Source organism: Luteolibacter rhizosphaerae (genome assembly GCF_025950095.1).
Taxonomy (GTDB): Bacteria; Verrucomicrobiota; Verrucomicrobiia; order Verrucomicrobiales; family Akkermansiaceae; genus Haloferula; species Haloferula rhizosphaerae.
In genome coordinates, this window is sequence record NZ_JAPDDR010000008.1 from 141,662 (window position 1) to 166,225 (window position 24,564).

Consider the following 24,564-nt stretch of genomic DNA (forward strand, 5'->3'; position numbering starts at 1 on the left):
AGATGAGCGTCACGAATCGTTTTGGCGGGATTTCATCTTGGTTCCGGAATGGCGCCGGCTAGCCTCGCCCGAGCATGCGCCACTCCCCCCGGTGGAAAAAGCGAGGCCTCTTCATGGCTCTCTGCCTGGCCGCAGCGGGATTGGCAGCGCTCCCCGGGCGGCCCAAGCACGCTGCGGTACCGGTTGGCGCGTACTTCAACGGAGTCTTCCCCGCCGAGGCACCCGGCGCTTCCCCGGGCTTTGCCAGTGCCAATGCATTTCCCGAACTCACCTTCACTGATCCGATGTGGATCGCCGAGATTCCCGGGACGAGCGACATGGTGGTGGTGGAAAAAAGCGGCAGGCTGAAACGCTTCCCGAAGGAAAGGCAGTCGGGTCCACGCGAGGTTTCGGTCGCTCTCGATCTGGGTTCCCGAGTCCAGATCTCGGAAGATCAGGGGCTCTATCAGATCGCCTTCCATCCGGAGTTCGGTCGGTCTGGTTCGTCCCATTCCTCCGAGATCTTCCTTAGCTACAACTTTCGCCCCACCTTCGCGGGTGCCGGTCCTGACGCCAGCTTCTGGCGTCTCTCGCGCTTCCATTGGGATCCCGCCGACGAGACCATCGATCCCTCCAGCGAATCGGTGCTGATCCAACAATATGATCCGAACCGCTGGCACAACGGTGGGGCGCTCGCCTTCGACAAGCAGGGCTTCCTCCTTTTCACCTGTGGTGATGGCGGGGGCACCGATGACCAGTTCGGTCAGTCCCAAGCCTTGGATGGCTGCTTCTTCGGAGGGGTCTTCAGGATCGATGTGGATCAGGATCCCGAGCGCTCTCATCCTATCCGTCGCCAGCCATCGGATGGCGCGGATAAGCCGCTTGGTTTTCCTGCCAGCTTTTCGCAGGGCTATACGATCCCGCATGACAATCCATGGGTGCATCCAGCCGGGCATTACTTGGAGGAAACCTTCGCGATCGGACTCCGCAGCCCGCACACGGCTCACTACGATCTTCAGACAGATGGACTCTGGGTGAGCGATGTCGGCCGCACCGATCGCGAGGAACTCAACCTTGTCCCCAAAGGCTCGAACCTTCAGTGGCCTTTCATGGAGGGAGAGGTTCCGGGGCCGAAGTCCCGCGAGCAGGTCCATGGCAGGGAAACGCCACCGGTCTATGCCTACGACCGTTCCATGGGCGGATGCATCATCGGGGGAATGCGCTACCGCGGTTCGCGCTGGGCGGATCAACTCGACGGGAAGATCTTATTCGGTGACAACCTGAAAGGCAGCCTCTTTACCTTGGATCCGGATGCTTTCGGAGATCCGGAAGCCACGGAGATCCTCTCGGGCTTGGGTGCCGGAATCTACTCGGGCCTCTCTAACGTCTGCACCGATTCCGCCGGGGATATTTACCTACTCAAGTTGAACGGTAGCAATCGCGACGGCGGGACGGTGAGGATACTCACTCCAGGCAAGCCGCTCGCCGGGCCGCCTGCCTTGCTTTCAGACACCGGGCTCTTCACTGATACCGCCCGCCTCGAGCCTTCTCCTGCCCTGATGTCCTACGAGGTTGCCAGTCCCCTCTGGTCGGATGGCGCGATCAAGCGGCGCTGGATGGCATTGCCCAACGATGGCCTCCGCGATTCGGACGAAGAACAGGTCGCCTACTCCACGGCGGGCAACTGGAGCTTTCCTGCCGGTACCGTTCTGGTGAAACACTTCGATCTGGCTCTCGACGAATGGGATCCCTCGGTCCTCAAACGGATGGAGACCCGGGTCATCATCTGCACTGCCAAAGGGGGGAAATACGGTCTTACTTACCGCTGGAATGAGCAGGGTACGGATGCGGTTTTGCTCAACGAGGGTGCCATCGCGGACTACACGATTACCCGGGAGAACGCGACCAAGGAGACATTCCAATGGCACTTTCCTTCGCGGGCAGACTGCATGCAGTGTCACAGCGAGGCCTCCGGCCAAGCGCTCGGTCTGAGAACCCATCAGATCAATCGGCTGGTGTTGTACCCGGGTTCCGACAAGCCGGTCAATCAACTCGCCCACTTCAATTCCCTCGGGATCTTCCACCGCAGCTTAAGCCCTTCCGAGCTCGCCGGCGCTTTGGCCGCTTGCGGCCTGGATGATGAATCCGCTCCACTGGAGCATCGCCTGCGTTCCTACCTCGATGCGAACTGCGCCCACTGTCATCAACCGGGCGGACCCGTGGAGTATTTCGATGCCCGGCTCCAAACCTCGTTGCAATCGCAGGGCATCATCGATGTCACTCTGAAAGGCCAGTATGCATTGCCCGGCGGATCCTACATCACCCCGGGTCACCCCGAACTCTCCGCGATCTACACCCGCATGACGAGCTGCGAACCCGGCCTCGCGATGCCGCCGCTCGGTTACAACCGCATCGATGCCCGGGCCACATCGCTTCTCGCGGATTACATTTCGGGACTATCGCGCGATATCACTCCTCCTCCCTCCGCCCCGCTTGCCCGCTACGTCTGCTTCACCGCTCCGATCGGCAGCGATGGCTTCGCCTCGATCGCTGAGATCCGTATCCTCGATGAATCCGGGAACCCGATGCCGGCAGCGGATCTCGCGATTGCGGAAGTGAACTCCGAGGATGCCGTCTCCCCCGCCCGGTTTGCCCTTGATGGAGATCCGGCTACCTGCTGGTCGAGTTCGGAGAAGGCGGGATTCTTCCTGGCCCTCACCCTCGATCTACAGCGCCCCCGCAGGATCGGCGGCTTTGAATATGTCCCGAGACAGGATTCATCTCTCGGGCGCCTTCCTTCCTATCAAGTCCACCACAGCTTGGACGGGATCGGTTGGACCCAACTCGCGGAGGGAAGGCTCTCTCCTGGCTCTGGCCCTGCCATTGCGACCTACCGCTTCGATGACCTGATCCATGCGCCAACCTGCACCATCGCTGCCTCTCCGGTTGCTTCCGGCCGTGATTTCGATGGGACCATCGTGTTTGATTCCGAGGTCCGCGGCTTCGGTCCCGGCGATCTCCGCGTCAGCAACGGACGGGTGAAAGCGCTTCGCGGCGATGGCTACTACTACGTGGCCACCATCTCACCGGAGAGGTTTCCGGTGAGCATTTCCGTGCCCGCCGGGGTGGCCACCGCATCCTCGCACGGCAATCTGGAGTCGAACCTTCTTAAGGTCTCCGGCTCTAAGAACCCGGCCCGCTAGTCAGGAACCTCCGCGCCATTGTCGATCCAGACCTTCATCTGCTTCACGAATTCCTCGTGGCTCAGCGGGGGCAGGGTCCTGCCCTCGCCGGGATTCCATCCCCATAGTACCAGTTGGTCCTCGGACACGTGATGCAGGATCTGCTCGAGGGTCTTGCCACCGTTGTGCTTCGGATCCTTGAGCTGCGCTGCGAGTTCGGCGGGAGACTTGCCCTCGAAGACCATCGGCATCTCTGGCGGCGGCAGATGCCAGACGGGATTCCCCGGCGGCATGTTCTCGCCCGGCAGGTTCGCGTTCTGGTGGCAGCTCGTGCACTTCATCGCGGCGAAGCCCTCGCCCTTGGGGCCTGCCTTCACGTTCATCGTATGCGGATGGCTGTCGTCTCCTTGCAACGGGGCATCACCCGCCGGGTGGCAGTTCATGCAGCGCGGGTGCATCAGCACCTTATAGGCTTCCTTGAAGGCGGCCTTGGAGGCTGCGGCATCTTTCTTTTCAGCAGGGGCATCCTGCCCTTGGAGATGGAAGGCATAGCCCGCCATGGCGATGGCTCCGGTCGCAAAGATCATTCGTGTGGCTTTCATGGCATCTCATGCGTGTTTGAGTTGATCGGTGCGGACCGGCAGCTCCCGCACGCGTTTCCCTGTCGCGGCAAAGATGGCGTTGGTTACTGCAGCCGCCAGCGGTGGCACCCCGCACTCACCCGCACCACCCATCTTGGCGCTGCTCTGGACGATGTGCGTCTCGATCAAAGGCGTTTCGTGCATGCGCAGCACCGGGTAGTCGTGGAAGTTTCGTTGCTTCACCGCACCCTTGTCGAAGGTGATCTCGCCGTGCAGCACGGCACTCAGCGCGAAGACGATGCCGGACTCCATCTGGGCTTTCACGCCTTCCGGATTTACTGCCAGACCGCAATCGATCGCGCAGGTCACCTTGTGCACCTTGAGGATGCCTTCTTTCGATACCGATACCTCGGCGACCTCCGCCACGAAGCTTGCGAAGCTCTCGTGGACGGATACCCCGTGGAAGTGACCGGCAGGAAGCGGCTTGCCCCAGCCGGATTTCTCCGCCGCCAGATTCAGCGCCGCCAGATGTCTCGGGTGATCTTTTAGCAGCTCCCTGCGATACTCCACCGGATCCTTCTTCGCCTTGTGCGCCAGTTCATCGATCAGGCTCTCCATCACGAATCCCGTGTGGCTGTGCCCGACGGAGCGCCACCACAGCACCGGGACCCCGGTCTTCGGTGAATGAAGCTCCACCAGATGATCGGGGATCTCTTTCATGTAGGGCGAATCCGACACGCCCTCGACGGAAGTCGCATCGATCCCGTCCTTCACCATCATGGCTTCCATCATCGTGCCCGCCATGATCGATTGGCCGACCAGGACATGTTTCCATGCCGCCGGGTATCCATCTTTGCCGAGCGCCACCTTCGCATGATGCAGGAAGGCGGAGCGATAGTAGCCGCCGCGGATATCGTCCTCCCGCGACCACACCACCTTCACCAGCTTGCCGCTCGCTTTCGCCACTTGCACGGCTTCCGAGATGAAATCGGAGGTCGGTGTCGCCCGGCGTCCGAATCCTCCGCCGAGGAAGGTCGTGTGAATCGAAATCTGCTCAGGCTTCAACCCGGTGATGTGCGCGACCACCTGCTGGTCCACCGTCTGCATCTGCGTGCCGGTCCAGATCTCGCATTTATTCTCGCCCAGTTTCACCGTGCAGTTCAGCGGCTCCATCGGAGCGTGTGCCAGGTAGGGCACATAGTACTCCGCTTCTAGTAGGTCGTCGCCTTGCAGGGCCTTGCCTGCGTCGCCAGCCTTGGCCGCCGGTGCCCCGGCGGTGGCAGCGAGCTTGCGGAAATCCTCGCGTTGCTTGGCACTGTCCAGCCCCGCGGTCGGGCCTTCGTCCCACTCGATCTTCAGGGCTTCTCGCCCTTGTTTGGCCGCCCAGTAGTGGTCCGCCAGCACGGCCACGCCGCTCGGCACTTTCACCACCTGCCGTACCCCGCTCACCGCGAGCGCTGCCTTGTCATCGACCGACCTCAGCTTGCCGCCGAATCCCGGCGAACGCGCCACCACCGCCGTGAGCATTCCGTCGAAGTGCACGTCCATGCCGAACTGCGCCGTGCCATTTACCTTTTCCGTGCTATCCAGCCGCTTGGTGGCCTTGCCGATTATCTTCCAGTCCTTAGGATCCTTCAGCGTCACTTTCTCCGGGGCAGGCAGCTTCGCCGCCGCTTCCGCCAGTTCGCCGTAGCTCGCCTTCTTGTCACCGGCGATCACCATCCCCTTTTCGGTCCGGCATTCTTCCGGCTTCACGGCGAACTTAGCCGCCGCCGCCTTCACCAGGAGCTCCCGCGCCATCGCTCCCACCTGCCGGTAGCGATCGAATTCCGAATGCGTGGTGGTGGATCCGCCGGTGATCTGGAAGCCGAAGGCGGTGTGATTGTAGGCCGGAGCCACGCCGCTGTGCTCCGCGCTCACCTTCGACCAATCGGCATCCAGTTCCTCCGCGATCAGCATCGGCAGCGTGGTCCAGATCCCCTGGCCCATTTCGGCGTGGGCCAAGATCACTCGCACCGAATCATCCGGCCCGATCCGCAGGAAAGCATTCGGTGCCGGGAGCTTCGAGTCCGGCGCTCCCTGGGCACCGAGCCGCTTCGCCATCGGCACGGTGAACCCGAGAACCAAGCCTCCACCCAGCAAGCCGCCACGCTTTAGGAATCCGCGCCGGCCCATGCGTTGCTCCGTGCTCACTTGGCACCTCCTTTCGACATCTCGGCGGCCTTGTGGATCGCACAGCGGATTCGTTGGTAGGTTCCGCAGCGGCAGAGGTTCCCGCTCATCGCGGCGTCGATTTCCTCGTCGCTCGGGTCGGGCTTGCCTTTGAGGAGGACTGCTGCCGACATGATCTGGCCGGACTGGCAATAGCCGCACTGCGGCACATCTTCCTGGATCCATGCGACCTGCAGGGGATGCGAGTTGTCGTCGGAAAGTCCCTCGATCGTGGTCACCTGCTTCCCGACCGCGCGGGACACCGGTGTCACACAGGAACGCACGGCCTCGCCGTCCAGATGCACGGTGCAGGCACCGCACTGGGCCATCCCGCAGCCGAATTTTGTCCCGGTCAGATGAAGGAGGTCTCTCAGCACCCATAGCAGCGGCGTGGCGGGATCGGCATCCACGGCGTGCTCTTTGCGATTCACTTGGAGCGTGATCATGGCGAATGGTGGTTGGCGGGGCATGCCGCGACACCGCTTCACGCCCGACCTATCAGAAAGCACCATCCGCGACTCCCGTCTAGGGATTTGCGCTCACCTCCTCCGTTGTTTCGGATGAGTGTGACAATTTCGCCTCACTTCTTCGCGGCCCTGCTCCACAGGCCGCTTGGCAGTAGGGGAGGTGAGCCGGACCACCCGAACGGGTGGTATCCATCGTCAGGAATTCCATTGAATCCGTACAATCGATTGATATAGCGGGCGCAGTCATGCCCGCAAAACCCAGTCGCGGGAGCGTGTGGACCTCCCTTGCCTTCGCTGTGCTCGGCTCCCTGCCGTGGACGCAGACCTTCGCACAGGGTGGACTGGATGCGCCCCAAGCCGTCGGTAGCTTTTTCAACGGTGCCTTTCCCGCTACCCCGCCGGGCCAATCGACCGGCTGGCAGACGGAGAATGCTTTCCCGAACCTTACTTTCGTCGATCCGCTCTGGCTGACGGAGATTCCCGGTACCACCCAGCTTCTGCTTGTCGGGAAGAACGGGCAGATCTGGCGCTTCGAGAACAACCCCGCCGTCACCCAAGGACAGGTCACCAAGGTGCTGGAGTGGGTCTCGAATACCCAGTCTTCCGAGGACCAGGGCTTCTACTCGCTGGTTTTCCATCCGCAGTTCGGCCATCTCGGTTCGCCGAACGCGAACTACGTCTACGTCTGCTACAACCACCGTCCGGCGCTCTCCGGTGCGGATTCAAATCATTCTTTCTGGCGCGTCTCCCGTTTCACCTGGCTAGCCGCAAGCGGCACCCTCGATCCTGCCAGCGAATACGTGATGATGAACCAGTATGACCGCTGTCGTTGGCACAATGGTGGCGCGATGTTCTTCGGCGCGGACGGCTTTCTCTACATCAACTGCGGGGACGGCGGCGACAGCGGCGAGGGTGGGGGACTCACCGGGGCCGATGGTGCCCTGAGCCGTACCCAGCGCCTCGACTGGGGACTCTTCAGCGGTGTCTTCCGCATCGACGTCGACAACGACCCCGCCAAATCCCACCCGATCCGTCGCCAGCCGCAGAGCCCGACCAACAAGCCCGCCGGCTGGCCCGCCAGCTTCACGCAGGGATACGGCATTCCGAACGATAATCCATGGCTCGATGCCGGGGGCTCGATCCTCGAAGAATACCACTCCCTCGGCCTACGCAGCCCGCACACCATGCACCATGATGCCGTGACCGGTGATATCTGGATCGGCGATGTGGGTGAAGGTGCGCGCGAAGAGATGACCTTGGCCCCCAAAGGCAGCAACGCCCAGTGGGGTTTCATGGAAGGCGGCATCCCCGGTCCGGGTACCACGCCCACCCCGCTCATCGGAGTTTCCCAAGCTCCGGCGCACGACTATAACCGTAGTACCGGCACCTGCATCATCGGTGGCATGCGCTATCGCGGGGCAAAGTGGAATAGCCTCCTCGGCGGGAAGCTTCTTTTCGGCGATCACGTCCGCGGACGGATCTGGACCGCCACGCTCTCCACCAGTGGCGGCGCTCCGGTCGTGCAGGAGATCGTGGCGGGGCTGCCCACCGGCAACAAGGCGGGCCTGGCGAACTTTTGCACGGATTCCAGCGGTGAGATTTTCCTGCTGAACGTGAATGGCACCAATCAGCCCGGCGGCACCATCCGCAAGCTGGTCTCGGCAGGTGTCTCGCAGGAGCCGCCTCAATGGCTATCGCAGACGGGCGTCTTTACCGACCTAGCCACGCTTGCCACGGCACCGGGAGTGATCCCTTACAATGTGGCGAATGCGCTCTGGTCGGATGCCGCCGCCAAGCAGCGCTGGATCATTCTGCCGAACGACGGCATCCACGATAGCGCCGCGGAGAAGATCACATTCAGCGAGGAGGCCAATTGGGTCTTCCCGGCGGGGACGGTCTTCGTGAAGCACTTCGAGCTTCCCGTGGATGAGCGGAATCCGTCCCTTGTCCGCCGCCTCGAGACCCGCTTCATCGTGGGCACTACCGGTGGTGGGAAGTACGGCTTCACCTACAAGTGGAATGAAGCAGGCACCGATGCCGAACTCCTTTCAAGCGGGGATGCAGATGACTTCGAGGTCACCCTTCAGGATGGCAGCACCGAGACCCGCCACTGGGACTTCCCCTCGCGGGCGGATTGCCTGCTTTGCCACAATGATGCCTCCGGGCAGGCCCTTGGCGTCCGTACGTCTTCGCTGAACAAGCCCTTCCACTACCCCTCCACCGGCCGCACGGCCAACCAGCTCGCGACCTTCAATGCCCTTGGCATGCTGGATGTCTCGCTGACTGCCGCGCAGATCGAGGACTACATCGAGTCCCGCCCGCTTTACGATGAAACCGCTCCGGTCGAGCATCGGGTCCGATCCTACCTCGACTCGAACTGCTCGCACTGCCACCGGCCCGGCGGCACCGTGGATTACTTTGATGCGCGCCTCGGGACTCCTCTCAACCTGCAAGGCATCGTGAACGGCGTGATCCAAGGTCACTTCAGCCTCGGGCCTGATGGTCGCTACTTGAAGCCCGGCATACCGAGTCTCTCCGCACTCCATGTCCGCATGGATAACGTCGGAAACGGTGCCGCGATGCCGCCTCTCGCCAAGAACCTCATCGATGAGGAAGCCGTCGATCTGATCGAGGGATACATCACCGGTCTCACGGAGGCGGAGTTCCAGACCTCGCCCTCGCCGCAGGCCCGTTATGTCCGCCTCACCGCCACCTCGGAAGTCGGCGGTGGACCGTGGACGAGCGTCGGGGAGTTCTCGATCCTCGATGGCAATGGTGCTTCCATTCCTGTCTCGGAGCTCTCGGTGTTCGATTTCGATAGCGAGGAGCTTGGTGACGAGTTCACTCCCGCGGTGCGCGCCATCGATGGCAACATCACGACTTTCTGGCACACCGGCTACGGCACCGGCGGCATCGATCCGCTGCCGCACCACATCACCATCGATATCGGCTCCCTCCGCAGTGTCGGAGGCTTCGTCTATACCCCGCGCCAAGGCAACCAGAACGGCCGCATCGCGAACTACCAGGTCCACTACAGCACGGATGCCAGCAACTGGACCTTGATGACTTCCGGAACCTGGCCAAATGGCACCGCGGTCCAGCGCTACGACGGCTTGGTCGGCTTGCGGAAAGCCCGCTGTGAAATCGCCGGGCCGGTGGACACCGTCTCCGGCCCATTCGAGGTGACCGTGGTCTTCGACATGGACGTCACCGACTTCACGGCGGCCGACCTTCAGGTGAATGGTGGCACCGTGACCGGCCTGCGCGGCAAGGGATATTACTACGTCGCGGCCATCGCTCCCGGGGCCGCGAATGTCTCCGTCTCGGTCCCGGCCGATGCCGCGAATGTCGCCGCACTCGGGAGCCGTGCTTCCGCGTCGCTCTCGATTGGCTTCGTCGATACCGCGCCGCCGCTGCCCGCCTTCACGAATGTTCCAGCTCAGGTTACCGGGCCCTTCCAAGTCGGCCTGAACTTCGGCGAACCGGTCACCGGTCTCGCGCTCTCCGACTTTGTTGTGACTAATGCCACCCTTGATTCAATTGTGCCGGCAGGTGATGCCTACCTGCTCAACCTCACTCCGCTCGTCCCGGGAAGCGTGCTGATCGAGTTGAAAAGCGGGGCGGTGATCGACACCGCGGGTCTTCAAATGGGCGCGGGTCTCTCTGCCTCCTTGGGCTACGTCCAGCAGATCCTCGCCCGCAACGCGGCGGAGACATCCTATATCGGCGGGGGCATGGTGGTGGTGACGGATCCCGCGGCACCTCACGGCCAGTATCTCTGGCTTCCGGACGGGGCATACGCGAACAACTTCAATCTGCCGGTAAAGACCCAGCACCGCGCTGAATACAGTTTCGTCCTGCCTCACGGCGGCCAGTGGATGGTCCGCGGTCTGGTCCGGGCGGCGGACACGTCCAGTGATTCCTTCTGGACGGAGATCGATGGCAATTCGGCCACAGGCACCGTGCATCTCTGGGACATCACTCCGGTCGGCACCAGCTACGTCTGGGACTACATGAACAACCGCAATGTGGCAGATCCCGTGGTCCTGAACCTTGCCGCGGGTAGCCACACTCTTACCATCTTCGGGCGGGATGATGGCACCCGGATCGATCGCTTGGAGTTCGAAAGCATCCGCCCGCTTGCCAACCTCAGCGGTCCCCCCGGCGTCGTGAATGGCAGCTTCCCCGCTACCCTCGTGTTCTCGGAGAGCGTCACCGGGCTTGCGGCGGCAGACTTCTCGATCACTGGCGGTGCGATCACCTCGCTCGCTGGTTCGGGCGCCTCCTACACGCTGACGATCCTGCCTTCCGGAGCGGCCGTCACGCTTTCGCTTCCGGAGAATACCGCGCTGGATTCGGGCGGTGCAGGGAACTTCCCTTCCAACCCGCTGACGGTGACTCATCGCACGCCCTACGAGCAATGGGCCTTCGACCATGGAGTGGATGGCGGAGCTTCGTCCCAGCTTTCGGATGAAGATGGCGATGGCATCGCAAAGCTCTTGGAGTATGCCTTCAATCTCGATCCCTCCGATCCGGATCATTCGGTCTACAACGCCGGCGAGGTTCCCGGCTCCGGCTTGCCCCGCATGATTGTAAGCCCGGGTGATCCCTCCGGCCAGCTGCTCTCCCTGCAGTTCCTGCGCCGGAAGGCCTCCGCACTGACCTACACCGCGCAGTTCGGAGCGAATCTCCATGACTTCGCCCCGGCGCTCGCACCCCCGCTGGTGGAGAGCATCGATACCGTCTGGGAACGAGTCACCATCGCCGATCCCGGAGGTTCCGGTCCGGCCCGGCGCTATGGCCGGGTGGTAGTTACCCTTACACCGCCTTGACCGCGGAGCGGTTGAGGGACATGGTGCGCGCGCATGTCCGCCAAGAAATCGGTCCTCTTCATCTGCACGGGAAACACCTGTCGCAGCCCGATGGCCGAGGGCCTCTTTCGGAAGGCGGTCGAAGAGCGGGGTGATTTCGAGGTGCTGTCTGCCGGGGTCGCGGCTTATCCCGGGGACTCGGCCAATCCGGAGACGAGCAAACTCCTCTCCGGACGCGGCATTTCCTTGGCTAGCTTCAGCAGCCAGCCTGTCACTCAGGAACTGGTGGAGAAAGCCACCCACGTCTTTGCCATGACCTCCGGTCACCTTGAGGCGCTGGAGAACTTGTTTCCGGACTACAGCGACAAGTTTTATCTGACCTGCGAGTTCGTCGAGATCCCCGGGCGCGGGGTCGGATCGGACGTTCCGGATCCCATCGGTATGGGCCGCAAGGCTTACGAGGAAACGGCCAAGACCCTCGACCAAGCGATCCCGACCCTGATTGCTTTCATCGACCAGACCTGGCAGGGCTAAAGGCTCACCGGTCCCACAAGGACAAGAGCTTCCAACGATTGTCAGCCTCTCTGGCTGTCCTTGTGTCTTGGAATTTCGGGTTTGGAACGTCCTCCCCCGGAACTTCGTACTTTTCACTTGGAACTTGGGCCCTCGGCCTCCATTTCCGTGCCGCCCAAGCGATCACCATGAGCCAGAAGTCCCTGCGTATTGCCCTCGGCGCCGACCACGGCGGAGTTGACTTGAAGGACCAGCTTGTCGCCCACCTGAAAGGTGCCGGCCACGAGGTCACCGATTTCGGCACCCAAGGCCATGACTCGGTCGACTATGCGGACTACGCGAACCTCGTCGCCCGTGCAGTCGCGGATGGCACTCAGGATTTCGGCATCCTCTGCTGCACCTCTGGCGTGGGCGTCTCGATCGCCGCGAACCGCCACCGTCACGTCCGCGCCGCCAACGTCCGCACCGCGGAAGAAGCCTCGGTGACCCGCCAGCACAATGACGCGAACGTCCTTTGCCTCGGCGCGAAGACTGTCGATTTCGGTACCGCGGTCGCCATGGCGGACGCATTCTTCACCACCTCCTTCGAAGGCGGTCGCCACGAGGGCCGCGTCTGCAAGTCCTCCGGCTCCCGCATCGCCGAGACCGATCCCGATCTCTACGCCGCCATCGTCGCGGAAGAGAAGCGCCAGCGGAACAACATCGAGCTGATCGCTTCCGAGAACTTCGCCTCGCCTGCCGTGATGGAGGCCCAAGGCTCGGTCCTCACGAACAAGTATGCCGAGGGCTACCCCGGCAAGCGCTGGTACGGTGGCTGCGAGAATGTCGATGTCGTCGAGCAACTCGCGATCGACCGCGCCAAGAAGCTCTTCGGTGCCGAGCACGCGAACGTTCAGCCGCACTCCGGCTCGCAGGCGAATACCGCCGTTTACTTCTCCGTGCTCAAGCCCGGGGACAAGATCCTGACCATGGACTTGTCCCACGGCGGCCACCTGACGCACGGCCACAAGGCGAACTTCTCCGGCAAGTTCTACGATGTGGTTCACTACGGTGTCAGCCCGGATGACGAGTGCATCGACTACGACAAGCTCGCCGAGATGGCGCGCGAGGTGAGGCCCGCTCTCATCACCTGCGGTGCCAGTGCCTACTCCCGCGTGATCGACTTCGAGCGCATGTCCGAGATTGCCCGTGAGGTTGGTGCCTATCTCTTCGTGGATATGGCGCACATCGCCGGTCTCGTCGCCGCCGGGGTTCATCCGAATCCCGTTCCGCACGCCGATTTCGTCACCTCCACCACTCACAAGTCCCTTCGCGGCCCGCGCGGCGGTATCATCCTCTGCAAGGAGGAGTTTGCGAAGAAGATCGATGCGCAGGTCTTCCCGGGCATCCAAGGCGGCCCGCTCATGCACGTGATCGCCGCGAAGGCGGTGTGCTTCGGTGAGGCTCTCAAGCCGGACTTCAAGGCCTATCAGGAGCAGGTCGTGAAGAACTCCCAGGCCCTCGCCGCCCGCCTCGCCAGCCACGGCTTCCGCATCGTTTCCGGCGGTTCCGATAACCATGTGATGATGGTCGACCTCCGTCCGAAGGGTCTCAACGGAGCCGATGCCTCGCACGCGCTGGACGAAGCCGGCATCACGGTGAACAAGAACTCCATCCCCTTCGACACCGGCACTCCGATGAAGCCGAGCGGTATCCGCATCGGCACCCCGGCGGTCACCACCCGCGGCATGAAGGAGAAGGACGTCGAGCAAGTCGCCGACTTCATCGCCGAGGCTCTCGCTTCGATCGGTGATGAGGCCAAGCTGCACGCGATCCGCGACAAGGTCTTCGCCTTCAATCGCGCTTTCCCGATGCCGCTCTGAGAAGGGCGTTACCGGGTTCCAGCTTTCAGGCGGTGGCGTTCGCGCGTCACCGCCTCCTTCATTTCAGCAGCACCACGTTTCGCGCCCGTCCTCCCTCCGCCACCCGCGTGATGGCGGGGATGTGGAGCTTCTCGAAGCCCGGATAGCTCAGGCCTGTCTGTTGGATCTTCCGCGAGATCTCGTTCAGGCGGATCAGGTCCGCGCGCCCTACCGAGAGCTGTTCGTCGGGATCTTCCCTCAGGAAGGTATTGAAGTGGCTCAGCACCACATGCCTTGGACGGAGGCGCTTCAGGACGTCTTCCGGGTAGTTGAAGCCGCTCACTTTGTTCGCCCCGGGCGCGCAGAGCAGCAGGACATCCAGTGGCTTACCATCCGGGAAGCGCTCGGGAATGGCCTGCAAGTCGCCGATCGCGCCGAGGTAGAAGACCGTGAAGCTTCTACTGCCTTTTGTCAGCTTGACCCAGTAGTTCAGGGCCTCGCCCGTTTTAAAGTCGTCCACCGAATCCGGCGGCTCCGTGAGTTCTTCCGTCACACTTCCATCGAAGGCGGTGTAACCGCACTTCAGGTGCGGTCCGTGGGTCCCCTGATAGGCTCGCATCTCCAAGCGACATCCGGGCGGCAACTTCTGCACCGTGATCGGGCCGCCTTCTTTATCCAGCTTGTGGCAGCGATCGGTGACTTCGGGCTCGCCCCAGCCTGCGATCAGGTTGCGACAGCTCTCGCCACCGTAGAGAGGCACTTTGGCCCGCTGCCATGAATCTTGGGCCAGTGCAGCATGTGCATCCAGAAAGTGATCGAAATGGCAGTGATTGATCAGCACCGCTTGCGGTGGCGCGATCCGTCCAAAGGTCTCGCTCACCCGCTTCGGATCGGACTGGAAATCCGTCAACGCCGGACCATTGGTCACGAAGGGATCGGTGAGCACGCTCAGCTCACCGAGGCGGATCAGGTGGCATCCGGACCCGAACCAGTAGAGCTGCAGGGTATCCTGATAACCCTTCTCCCCGGCAGCGATGGAATGATCCGAGCGACGGATCTCGATCACCGCGCCATCCACGGCGGGCATCCGCGGTCCGCTCATGCAGGTGCTCAAAACGATAGCGGTGAGCAGGGCCCCGCATGCTCCCATCGCCGTCCAGCGGGGAAAGGCATATCTTTTGGGTGCGGGTCGGTCTATGAAGGAGAACATCGGCTCTGACCCGCATCGTGATTCGACCGGTCTTGACCGGACAATCCCGAATTGGAGCCATCTTCAATCGCCCTCGGCAACCTTCTTCAAGAAGGCATCCACCTCCCGCCGGTAGGTCGAGGCGTCGCCCGCTTGGATCTGGAAATGAGTTCCTCCTTTGATCGGGATGAAGCGATAGTTCCCGCTCTTCGCATGGCTGGCGATACGCCGCCCGTGTGCGATGGGGATGATTTCGTCAGCATCTCCGTGCAGGTGCAGCACCGGCACCCCGATCTTCTCCGCCGAGCGCTCGGGAGAGATCTGTCCTGGGTCGAAGCCCGCCTTCTTCCCGGCCTTGTCGATGAAGTAAGGCCCCAGCCCGGTCAGCGGCAGGCTGGTGTGATTCGCCACCTGCTGTCGGGAAATATCCCGCAGGTCCGCGAAGGTGTTCTCGATGATCGCGAAGTCGAAGTCCGGATCGGATCCCAGCGCCTGCAGCGCCACCGCCCCACCATACGAGGTGCCCCACAGGCCAATCTCTAGGCCCGGAAACTCGTTTTCCACCGCCCGTCTCAGCCGGGATAGATCGTCCTTCTCCAGATATCCGTAAGTCGCATTCGCCCCGCTGCTGTCGCCATGAGCGCGCAGGTCCGGCGCGATGGCAAGTAGACCGCTCCTTGAAAGATGTTTCAGCGTGTTCGCTTGGGTCGCCTTCGAGTCAGAGATCCCGTGGAGCACGAAAACCGCCGCCTTCGGGCGTTCCTGCGGTCGCGCTTCCCAGGTCCGGATCTCGGCTCGGTCCGGCATCACGAAGGTCCGCGCCTGCATCCCTTCCGGGACTTGGGCTCCCACGCCTTTCCGACGCGGGTGCAAGATCGCATCGGTCGCGATCAGGGAGACCGCCGCACACGACGCGAGGATCGAGGTGAAGACGGCGATGCTGCCAATCCGCAGCCAGCGCCGCCATCCGCGACGCTTGGGTCGATCGTATCTCGATGACTCAGTGCTCAATCGGCGGAATCATACGCGACTTCCGGGAAACTTCCATCGACTCCTTACGGAGCTTCCAAGGGAGGCAGAACCCCGCCGCTCCCGTCGTCAAAGTAGGTTGGCTCTTCTTCCACCTTCAGCGGGCGGAATTGGCCATGATAGCTGTCCACCTGGAAGCGCAGTTCCATCATGTCACGGTTCGTGTCCGCCACCCGGTCGCGCAGTTCCTGATTCTGCTGGAGCATGTCCTCGAAGAGTCGGAGCAAGCGCTCCTCGGTGCCTGCTCCTCCGCCGGCTGAGGCACGGCTAGCGAGGGCGCCGGCATTCGGCTTCACGGCCGGGGCCGGCTGTTCGCGGCGCGCTTCAGCCAGAAGTGTCTTCGCTTCCTGGGCCAAGCCATCATCCGGCAGCGGCTGGATAGCGGGAGCTTTCGGGAGTGTCGCGGGAGCAGGTGCTTGCGGCATGAGCCGCGCGAAGGCGACCATGTTGCGGACGGAGAGCCAATGGGATCCGGCGGCCCCGGCCATCAGGGCGAGGGCGGTTCCGCAGGCGATCGGAACGAAGCTGGATTTCATCGCTGTTTCTTGTTGGGAGTCGGCGCCACGGGAGTGGCAACGGGAGGTGCGACAGGGGCGGGAAGAGATCCGAGGAGTTGCTCCAGACGGTCGATGGCTTCTCCCATTTTGCGCGAGTCATCGTCGAGGCGCTCCAGGGAGGTGGCGAGCACGGCCGCCGTGGTCGCAGTTTGAGCGTATCGCTTGTCAGGCTCGAAGCCCGGCTCGCTCACGGAAATGACTTGGGCACCATCCGCGTCCGGCACCAGCAAATGGGGGCGGATCGAGAGTTGGATACGCGTCCCGTTGGACAGCGGCACCTCGCGGGTGAAGGCGGGCAGATCCTTCGGATGCTCCAAGCGCCATCCGGTCGGCGGCGCGGCCAAGGGCTTGGCAGGGAAGGGGGCCAGCAATTTGACCGACTTCGCGTCCACGGATCCGCTTCCGCTGCTGCCGGGTTCTACCGAAACGGTCACCCCTTCCGGTTCCGGTGGTGCGGGTGGCGCTTCCTCCGGGGCGGGGGTTTCATCTTCCTGAAGTTCTCCTTTTACCTCGACCGGCTTCTTCTCCTCGTCCGGAACGTGTGACTCCGCCGTCGAGCGGATATCAACCGTTACGGAAGGTCCTTCCTCGTCGGTAATCTCCTCGAGAGCGGAGAGCAGCGGGTCGCGTTCCGAATTTTCCGGAGCGAGATTCTGGGCGTAGGCGGGCGCGGCGAGCACCGCGCAGGCGAGCAGCGGGCGTAAGGCTTTCATCGGTTCTGGATTTCGATCGCTTCGGAGCTGTCCAGCCCCTCGGCCGGGGTCAAAAGGGCATCCCGGATTAGGGATGGGCTATCCGCGCGCAGCGCACCCGCCGGGATGGAGTCACCCACCAGCGTGTTCCACTGTTCCAAGAGCAAGCTTCCTTCCTCTCGCAGGGCGCGGGATTTCTCCTGATAGTCCCCGATTTTCACCAGCAGCGCGCGGGCCCGGGCGACTCCCTCCGGCGTCCAGCGCATGGTGCGGCTCCCATAGAGCACCGGCACCTCCAGAGTGACCTTGCCCAGATCCTCGCCATTCGGCCCGCGGGCATTCAGGACGTGTTGGACCCGGAGATTGGTCTCCTCATAGGCGGCTGCGGAACCGGTGGCCGCAGAGCCGAGGCGCCGTGGATCGGTGGATTGGGGCTTGGAAGCCTTGTCTCCAGGCAAAGCATTGCCGCTCGGCAACAATGGGTCCTGGGGCTTCTGCGCCGGTCCGGGCAGCGGTGGCGGAGCCGGATCCATGGCCATCTCACTGGCGGCTGGAGACACGCTGGCCGCGATGACCGGTTTGGTCAGATACAGGCCGAAAAAAATGGCAGAGAGCGCGGTGCTCGTGACGAGCAGCCAGGGGTAGGCCCGCTGGGTCGCTGCGGCAGGGGTGCGGCGGTTCGGGGCCGGCGTGGTGTGGCTGCTCAGCGGTCCCAGCTCCAGGGTTTGGGGTCCTGTGACCAGCGGCACCGTCTTCGGCGCTACCGGCGTGACCTGTGTGGATGTCGGAAGTGGTCGCATGAGATCAAGGATCGGCTTGCTCGGCCCGGGCATCTGCCGCGGGTTGCTTGTTGGTGGCGGGGGGAGCGAGTCGGGCATGAGTGATGACGGTCTGATCGGAGACTCCGGGGAAAACGGTGAGAGTCAGTGTGTCCTGCGTGAGTCGCAGGTGCTTGTGCACCCCGCCGGTATCGCTGGTGGCCTGCACCCCGGGAACCACCTCAAGCGGGCCTCCGGCGGTAGTCTGGCGACCGATGCCGTCCGAACGATAAATCGTGAAAGTCGACCAGTTGTCGTTCTCTGCCGAGGTCGAGATCCGCACGGTCACACCGTCCGTCTCCACCCGCAGCGGCAGGGGTTTCATCGGGATTTCCAGTACCTTTCCGGTACCCGTGATCTTCACCTGGCGGTGGATCACGTAGTCCCCCATCACGCTGAATTCCGCGCCAAGCGCTGCGCCGGCGAAAGCCAGAGCGGCACTGAGCAGGGCGACGATGGTGGTGCGGCGATACTTCATTCCCCGACGTCCCAGAGCGAATCCGTGTTGCTACCGGAGGGATCGTAGCGTGCGCCTGATGTGCCACCTGCGGTGGCAGTCAGATAAGGGGGGGAAACATTTACCCGGGCATGTAGCACCGTGTTCTCGTTCGAGGTCGAGGTCGGGAAGGCGGCAGGTCCACTTGGCAAATAGGGCAGGAGGAGAGCTTGGGTGAGGCTGGCCACGGTCGCCGTCGGATGGTCCGCCAGATACGCTCTCTGCGCGGAGTAGACCGAACGCAGTGTCTCGGAGCCCGCACGGCCGTTCTTCCATGTCCTCGCGGAGCCGGAGACGCTCATCCCCACTCCCATCAACGCGATCAGGATGCAGATCACGATGGACATCTCGATCAGCGTGAAACCGCCGCACCGCGTGGTGGATGTGGAGGAAGACTTCATGGGACGAAAGAAGTTAAGATGTTCAGGGACTCTTGAAAAGACGGAAATCTAAAGGATTCCGCCTATTTGAATAGTTGGAGAGCTTCCGCGACGTTCCGCCGGAGTTCTTCATTCGCCCATGCCGCTTGGGCCACGCGAACCAGCCCGAAGATGCCGAGACCGGAGGCCGCGGCCCAAATCAGCCACCAAGTCACCGATTTGCCCTGGGGAGCAAGAATAGGCACATACCATGCCTCCCGGTCGACCACGCGGGTGGTAAACATCTGGTTGCCGTTTCGCAGGCTTTCGATGAGCGCTCCCACCGCCTTGTCATTGCGGAGGATAAAGCGGTGGCGGAACTTGCGGCCCGGGCTATCCGGCAGCTCTTCGGCAATCGCTCCGGCAGGGATCGATTCCGGCAGCCGCAGGGTATACACGTGCGTTTCGTAGACGAAGCGTTCGCGCAGGTAGCGGTCGAGTCGGGTAAGTTGCATGGCGACGAGGTAGGGTGAGCGGCTTCAGATTCCGCTGTTCATCATCTTCGGACCCATGAGGAAGATTGGCAGGAAAGTGCCGATGAAGACCGCCGCAATCAGCGCGACCGCAAGCAGCAGCACGATGAAGCCGATCGAGGCGGTGAAGGCGGCCATGTAGTTCTCCGCGTCCTCCTCATACATCTGGGAAAGCATGTCCAACTGGTTGTCCAGCGAGGCGGACTTTTCGCCGATCGAGAGCATGTGCACCACCTGCGAATCCACCGAGGTATACTTCGCGAAGGCGGTCGAGAGCGGCACGCCCGAGTGCTCGTATTTGTCCGCCGCTTCCCGCAGTTCGTTGTAGAAGGGCGTGCCCTTCACGCTGTTCGCGGAGACGCGGATCGATTTTGCCAGGTTGATGCCGTTCGCATGCAGCAGCTTGATCGTCGCGAGGAAAGTCATCTGGCGCAGGCTCATGATCAGGTTGCGCAGCAACCGCCACTTCGACATCGCGATGCCAAGGATCAGGTTGCGCACCTTGTCGGAACGCCAGATCACCGTCGCGACGCCTATGATCGTCAGCACCACGACAGGCCAGATCGCCTGGGTCATGTGCGAGACTTTGAAGGAGATCGCCGTCATGCCGTCCGGCTTCGCACCCACGCCCGAAAGCATATCCTCGACCTGAGGCACGATCTTCACTTGGGAAACGATGAAGGCACAGATCAGCACCGAAATGATCACCGATGGCATCAGCGTCGCCTTGCGGATCGCCTTGTTGAAGTGGAGCTCGCTGGTGAAGCGCGTGGCGAGTGACTTGAAGGCCTCGTTGAGCTGGCCGGCATCGCTACCCGCCTGGATCAAACCCACGACCATGTCGCTGAAACGGCCGGTCCGGCGGAAAGCTTCGTGCACGCTCACGCCGGAGCTGATTTCCTCACGCACCTTGTTGAGCGTGTCGGCCATCGTCTTGTCGTGGAGGCCCTGGGCATAGTATTTCAGCGCGTCCGCCGTGTTGATCTGGGCACGCAGCATCGAGGCCAGACCCCGGAAAAGTCCGATCAGCGTCTTCTTGTTGAACTCCTTGACCTTGTCGGCCTTGAGGAAGCTGAAGGAAGCCTGGGCGGGCTTTCCTCCGGCCCCGGGTTTGGCAGAAGTGGCGGTGGCGGCGGCGCTACTCATCGGTGTATGTCATGTCGATGACCTTGGACACGGCGTCGATATCGGTCTTGCCTTCGCGGAGAAGGCGCAGGCCGCTGCGACGCAAGTTGGGCAGCTTGCCCTCTTCCTGGATCTTCAGTTCCAGATCGTAGGGCGAAATCTCTCCTTTCGAGAGCATGTCCGAGGTCTTCGGGGTGATTGGGATGATTTCGAGGATGGCGGTACGACCGCTGTAGCCGGAATTGCGGCACTCCGAGCAGCCGCCCGGCTTCGCTTGGAAGACGGGGATCGTCGCCCACGAGTCGTCCAGATTGAAGGTCCGGCGGTCGTGGTCGGAGATGCCCTGTTTGGGCTCCTTGCAGTAGGGGCAGAGGATCTTCACCAGACGCTGGGCGCAGGCTGCCTTGAGGGTCTGGGCGATCTTCCATCGCTCGATGCCGAGCTGCTCGAAACGCTCGATGATCTGCGAGGCACGCGGGGTGTGAATCGTCGTCAGAACCTTGTGACCCGTCACCGCCGCTTCGATCGCGAGCTCCGCGGACTCCAGGTCGCGGACCTCACCCATCAGGATGATGTCCGGGTCGGAGCGCATGAAGGATGCGATCATCGGCTTGAACTCCTTCGGGCTCTTCAAGTCGCAATGGGTAATTCCCGGGACTTCGTCTTCCACCGGGTTCTCCAGAGTGAGGATGTTCACGTCCGGCCGGTTCAACTCGCGCAGGATCGCGTTCAGCGTGGTCGATTTGCCCGAACCCGTCGGACCGGACATGACGATGATGCCGGCAGGCACCTTCATCACCTTGCCTAGCTCGAAAAGCGTCTCCTCGTCGAAAGCCAGCGTGCCCTTGCCTAGCGTCACGTTGATGTTGCTCTTGTCGAGCAAACGCATCGTGATGTGGTAGCCGCGGTAAGTACGATGCCGCTCGTAGCGGATGTCGATCGGACGGTGGAAGTAAGAGATCGTGAAGCGTCCCGAGATACCCGGAGCCGTCGCACGGATCTCCGTCGGCAGCTTCATCAGGTTCAGCATGAAGGCATCCAAGCGGTCCTTCAGCTTCATCGGGATCTCAACCTTCTGGCCGATGTCGCCGTCGACACGGTAGGCATAGTAGAAGGATTCCTTCTCCACCTTGAAGTGGATGTCCGAGGCACGCATCTTCACCGCGTCGGCCATCACCGTGGCGACCAGCTGTGCCATCGGTTCGGTGTAGTCGGTCGTCACGTCGAAGTCGCGATGCCCCTCGTCGAGGTCTTCGACGTCGATGGCTTCAAGTTCCGATTTGCTCGGGCCGGAACTGGTCGCCACCGATTCGATCGCGCGTGCGATCTCGGAGGCGAGTGTCACGATTTTGACGATCTCCAGATCCGGGAAGCGCGGCGCCAGATACTCGTCGGGTAGCGGGTTCCAAGGGTTGGAGACGGCGACCACAAGCTTGTCACCCGTCACGCACAGGGGGCTGAAAAGACCGCGGGTCAATACCGTCGGGTCGCAATAAGTGTGAAGGGAGCCGTCGCAGAACTCCGCCACCTTCGGGAAAAAGGGCAGGCCGTTGATCTTCGCCACCGCGCCCATGAAGCAGTAGCGCGTCACGCGGTTCGGCACCTGATCGTGGGTGAGCTCGGAGAACTGGGGATCATGGATCGCCAGTGCCCGCATGATCTGCCCGCTGATCAGCTCGTTGAAGGACATGCTGTCGTAGTCGATCACAGCGCGAAGTGTTTGCGGGTGAGGAATGCCCAGCTCTCGTAGTCCATGCGGACGGAGGTGACGAAAGGCTTGATGCCGAAACGGCGGTCCACGGTGCCTAGGATTTCATCCGCCATGATGCGGGCGGCCACCGGGTTCAGCGCTCCCGTGCCGATCGAATCGGTGTCTTCAGCGTAGAGAACGGGAGCGAGGAGGGCGCGGGCGACCTTGTGAATGTGGTCGAAGGATTCGTAGAATGCGGAGGGAGCAATCAGTTTGCCGGCGAAGGGGATCAGCGGCGGGGAAGGGTGGATCACCGAGGAAACCGCGTGGGTGATCCGGGCCACTTCCGAGCCCACGTGTTCTTCCTCCGCGCCTTGCACGCGGGCCAGCAGTTCCAGCACGTCCTGGGGCTCGTCCTTGGCTACGGATCGCTCGTAGGCGACCCGCGTCCTCGCGATGTCGGTGTCGGTGGCGATTCCCGTGGCTTGGATCGCTTGGATCGTCTGATCCAGGCAGATCCGCAGGAGATCGCCGATGTCACCGGGTTTGCGGACCGGGTGTTCGTGCATGGCTTGTACGGGGGATGACATGGCTCCGTGTCTGGGGGAGACGGTTGGGGGCGGAGACTTTCGCCTCCGCCCTTCTCTCGATTGTTTTACTTCCGTCCGCCCTTGCCGAAGCGCGACTTGCTGGTCGCGGCAGGCTTGGCGGCAGGCTGTTGCTGAAGTTCCGCCGCCGTGGGGTAGTATGGAGCCTGCGTTGGACGCAGGTCGCGCACGCCGCGCTTCAGGTTCGGCTCGTGGGCAGGGCCCGGGTTGCACTCGGGATCCACCCAGTCGTGATCCTGCGTCAGCATGGTCCCGTTGTGCACCTTGCTGGAGACCCTGCGGGTGCCCGAAGTGCTGGCGGGATCATAGGAGGTCGGCGTCACGATGAAGACCAAGCTGGAGTTTTCCTTCACCGTCTCCTTACTCTTGAAGAAGAAGTTGATCACCGGCACGTCACCGAGCAGCGGCACCTTGGTGTTGTTCTTGTTCTCGACCTCGCCGTAGAAGCCGCCGACTACCAGCGAGTGGCCGTCCGGCACGCGGGAAAGGGATTCGATCATCGATTCCGAAACGCGGGGATACACGTTGCCGGACTGACCGGTGATCTGCTCCACGATCTGGGCGGAGCGCGGGCGCAGGCGCATGCGTACCGTACCGTCAGGCAGCAGGGTCGGGGTCACCACCAGCGAGATGCCGATTTCGCGGTGCTTCTCCGGATCCTCGGAGATCGACTTGTCGTCGGTGCCGACCTTGTAGCGCACTTCTTCCGTGACGTTGCTCACACCATTGGACTGGGTCACCGTCGCGGTGATGATCGGAATACGGTCAATGATCGAGATCGTGCCTTGCTCGTTGTCCTCGGTGATCATCGTGGGGTTCGAGATCTGGGTAGCGAAGTTGCCTTCGGCGAGCGCTCTCATCACACCGGTGAGTTGAATGGGGGACAGTACCAAGTTCTGCCCGACGGTGTCATCGGTCATGACGGTGCCTCCACCTCCGCCGGTGCCAAGCGTTTCGACGGCATTGTCGATGCCGAAGACGCTGTTCAAGCTTCGGGTAAGATTGACGGCCGTACCAGTTTCCCCCAGCGAGGAGGACCAGTTAATGCCAACCCGCTCCGCGGCCGTGCTGTTTACACGCAGAATCTTGGTTTCCACCACGATCTGACCTTTCGGACGGTCGATGCCTTCCAAAAGACGCTTCGCCTGCTCGATACGGTGGGCCGTGTCCACGATCACGATCGTACTGGTCTTCGGCTCGAAGTTCACAAGCCCCGTGCCCGGCGTCAGCATCGGCTGGATCAAGGCTTTGATCGGCTCAATGTCGGTGGGGCGGAGGTAGCGGAGTTGATAGTTGTACTCGGCGCTCGGCAGCTGACCCAACTGGGCTTGGCTCAGGGCGTAGATGGTGTTGCCCTTGGTGTAGAGCGTGAGGCCGTACATGAAGGCCAGCTCTTCCATCTGGTTGAGCGGATTGCCGTCATTCAGGTGACCCGTCACCCGGTACTCCGGCGAGATCAGCTTGGCGTTATGGAAATACTGGCGGCCAGCCTGCTTGGCGAGGAACTGGAAGATATCGTTGATCGGCGCGTCCTTGATCAGGTAGCCCTCTTCGGACTCTTGGATCTCCTGGCCTGCGGCGCCCCCGGCATTTGGATCCGCCGGCACGGCGTTCGGATCGGCAGCAGGAGCAGGCGGCGGGGTGACCGGCTCGACCGGATCCGCACCCGGTGGCGGCGGCGGTGGAGCAGCAGGCAGGTTCGGCAGGTCCGCGGCGGGCGCGGGTGCTGGAGGGGCCGGTGCCGGCGGCGGCAGGTCCGGCACGGCGGGTTCATTCGCTTGCGCCAGATCTGCGGGCGGCAAGCCGTCCTGGGCGGAAACGAAGGATACGGGCAAGGCCAGCAGCGTGGCGACGGCGATTGCAGGCTTCATGGTGTGTGCGGG

The 24,564-nt window shown here is 62.5% G+C and carries 19 protein-coding genes; 4 read left to right on the top strand and 15 right to left on the bottom strand.

The genetic code is table 11. The features are described from left to right. The first annotated feature begins 113 nt into the window (after positions 1–113). The gene (locus OJ996_RS16070; protein ID WP_264514645.1) at positions 114–3,182 is read left to right on the top strand and encodes a PQQ-dependent sugar dehydrogenase; all 3,069 of its coding nucleotides are present in this window, start codon (positions 114–116) and stop codon (positions 3,180–3,182) included. Here the strand turns inward: OJ996_RS16070 and OJ996_RS16075 are convergent. The 3 genes from OJ996_RS16075 to OJ996_RS16085 are packed head-to-tail and all read right to left on the bottom strand — an operon-like array spanning position 3,179 to position 6,399. Next, a complete protein-coding gene (locus OJ996_RS16075; protein WP_264514646.1) occupies positions 3,179–3,763 on the bottom strand; it encodes a hypothetical protein in 585 nt (194 codons plus the stop codon). The two genes, OJ996_RS16070 and OJ996_RS16075, sit on opposite strands and share 4 nt — an antisense overlap. 6 nt (positions 3,764–3,769) lie before the next feature. Beyond that, positions 3,770–5,917: a xanthine dehydrogenase family protein molybdopterin-binding subunit gene (locus OJ996_RS16080; protein ID WP_425605567.1), complete on the bottom strand. Its 2,148-nt coding sequence runs from the start codon at positions 5,915–5,917 to the stop codon at positions 3,770–3,772. A gap of 14 nt (positions 5,918–5,931) precedes the next feature. Continuing rightward, complete coding sequence (locus OJ996_RS16085; RefSeq protein ID WP_264514648.1) at positions 5,932–6,399, bottom strand: (2Fe-2S)-binding protein; 468 nt, start codon at positions 6,397–6,399, stop codon at positions 5,932–5,934. Between the two features lie 266 nt (positions 6,400–6,665). On the opposite strand from OJ996_RS16085, the gene OJ996_RS16090 reads away from it, so the two are divergent. The 3 genes from OJ996_RS16090 (at position 6,666) to rpiB (ending at position 13,606) form a co-directional block, all read left to right on the top strand. After that, positions 6,666–11,252 carry an Ig-like domain-containing protein gene (locus OJ996_RS16090; protein ID WP_264514649.1) on the top strand — a complete coding sequence of 1,529 codons (4,587 nt, stop codon included), beginning with the start codon at positions 6,666–6,668 and terminating at the stop codon, positions 11,250–11,252. 33 nt (positions 11,253–11,285) lie between these two features. Further along, on the top strand, positions 11,286–11,765 hold the full coding sequence (locus OJ996_RS16095; protein ID WP_264514650.1) for a low molecular weight protein arginine phosphatase: 480 nt from the start codon (positions 11,286–11,288) through the stop codon (positions 11,763–11,765). 167 nt (positions 11,766–11,932) lie between these two features. Next, positions 11,933–13,606, top strand: a complete 1,674-nt coding sequence (rpiB, locus tag OJ996_RS16105; RefSeq protein WP_345783790.1) for a ribose 5-phosphate isomerase B — start codon at positions 11,933–11,935, stop codon at positions 13,604–13,606. Between the two features lie 58 nt (positions 13,607–13,664). Here rpiB and OJ996_RS16110 read toward each other — a convergent pair whose 3' ends face one another. From OJ996_RS16110 to OJ996_RS16165, 12 genes are all read right to left on the bottom strand, one after another. After that, positions 13,665–14,687, bottom strand: a complete 1,023-nt coding sequence (locus OJ996_RS16110; RefSeq protein WP_264514651.1) for an MBL fold metallo-hydrolase — start codon at positions 14,685–14,687, stop codon at positions 13,665–13,667. Positions 14,688–14,858: 171 nt separating this feature from the next. Then, positions 14,859–15,785 carry an alpha/beta hydrolase gene (locus OJ996_RS16115; protein WP_264514652.1) on the bottom strand — a complete coding sequence of 309 codons (927 nt, stop codon included), beginning with the start codon at positions 15,783–15,785 and terminating at the stop codon, positions 14,859–14,861. A 44-nt stretch (positions 15,786–15,829) separates the two neighbouring features. Further along, positions 15,830–16,339, bottom strand: a complete 510-nt coding sequence (locus OJ996_RS16120; RefSeq protein ID WP_264514653.1) for a hypothetical protein — start codon at positions 16,337–16,339, stop codon at positions 15,830–15,832. Beyond that, positions 16,336–17,073 (bottom strand): hypothetical protein, encoded by a 738-nt coding sequence (locus OJ996_RS16125; protein ID WP_264514654.1) that lies wholly within the window; start codon positions 17,071–17,073, stop codon positions 16,336–16,338. The genes OJ996_RS16120 and OJ996_RS16125 overlap by 4 nt, the downstream gene beginning before the upstream one ends. Next, positions 17,070–17,852 (bottom strand): hypothetical protein, encoded by a 783-nt coding sequence (locus OJ996_RS16130; RefSeq protein ID WP_264514655.1) that lies wholly within the window; start codon positions 17,850–17,852, stop codon positions 17,070–17,072. Before OJ996_RS16130 ends, OJ996_RS16125 begins: the two co-directional genes overlap by 4 nt. A gap of 4 nt (positions 17,853–17,856) precedes the next feature. Further along, the gene (locus OJ996_RS16135; protein ID WP_264514656.1) at positions 17,857–18,348 is read right to left on the bottom strand and encodes a hypothetical protein; all 492 of its coding nucleotides are present in this window, start codon (positions 18,346–18,348) and stop codon (positions 17,857–17,859) included. Next, positions 18,345–18,767 carry a type II secretion system protein gene (locus OJ996_RS16140; protein ID WP_264514657.1) on the bottom strand — a complete coding sequence of 141 codons (423 nt, stop codon included), beginning with the start codon at positions 18,765–18,767 and terminating at the stop codon, positions 18,345–18,347. Before OJ996_RS16140 ends, OJ996_RS16135 begins: the two co-directional genes overlap by 4 nt. A gap of 62 nt (positions 18,768–18,829) precedes the next feature. Beyond that, complete coding sequence (locus OJ996_RS16145; RefSeq protein WP_264514658.1) at positions 18,830–19,240, bottom strand: hypothetical protein; 411 nt, start codon at positions 19,238–19,240, stop codon at positions 18,830–18,832. 24 nt (positions 19,241–19,264) lie between these two features. Next, on the bottom strand, positions 19,265–20,404 hold the full coding sequence (locus tag OJ996_RS16150) for a type II secretion system F family protein (RefSeq protein WP_264514659.1): 1,140 nt from the start codon (positions 20,402–20,404) through the stop codon (positions 19,265–19,267). After that, complete coding sequence (locus tag OJ996_RS16155) at positions 20,397–22,091, bottom strand: GspE/PulE family protein (protein WP_264514660.1); 1,695 nt, start codon at positions 22,089–22,091, stop codon at positions 20,397–20,399. The genes OJ996_RS16150 and OJ996_RS16155 overlap by 8 nt, the downstream gene beginning before the upstream one ends. Beyond that, positions 22,088–22,663, bottom strand: a complete 576-nt coding sequence (locus tag OJ996_RS16160; protein ID WP_264514661.1) for a hypothetical protein — start codon at positions 22,661–22,663, stop codon at positions 22,088–22,090. Before OJ996_RS16160 ends, OJ996_RS16155 begins: the two co-directional genes overlap by 4 nt. 65 nt (positions 22,664–22,728) lie before the next feature. After that, positions 22,729–24,552 (bottom strand): type II secretion system protein GspD, encoded by a 1,824-nt coding sequence (locus OJ996_RS16165; RefSeq protein WP_264514662.1) that lies wholly within the window; start codon positions 24,550–24,552, stop codon positions 22,729–22,731. Between the last annotated feature and the right edge of the window lie 12 nt (positions 24,553–24,564).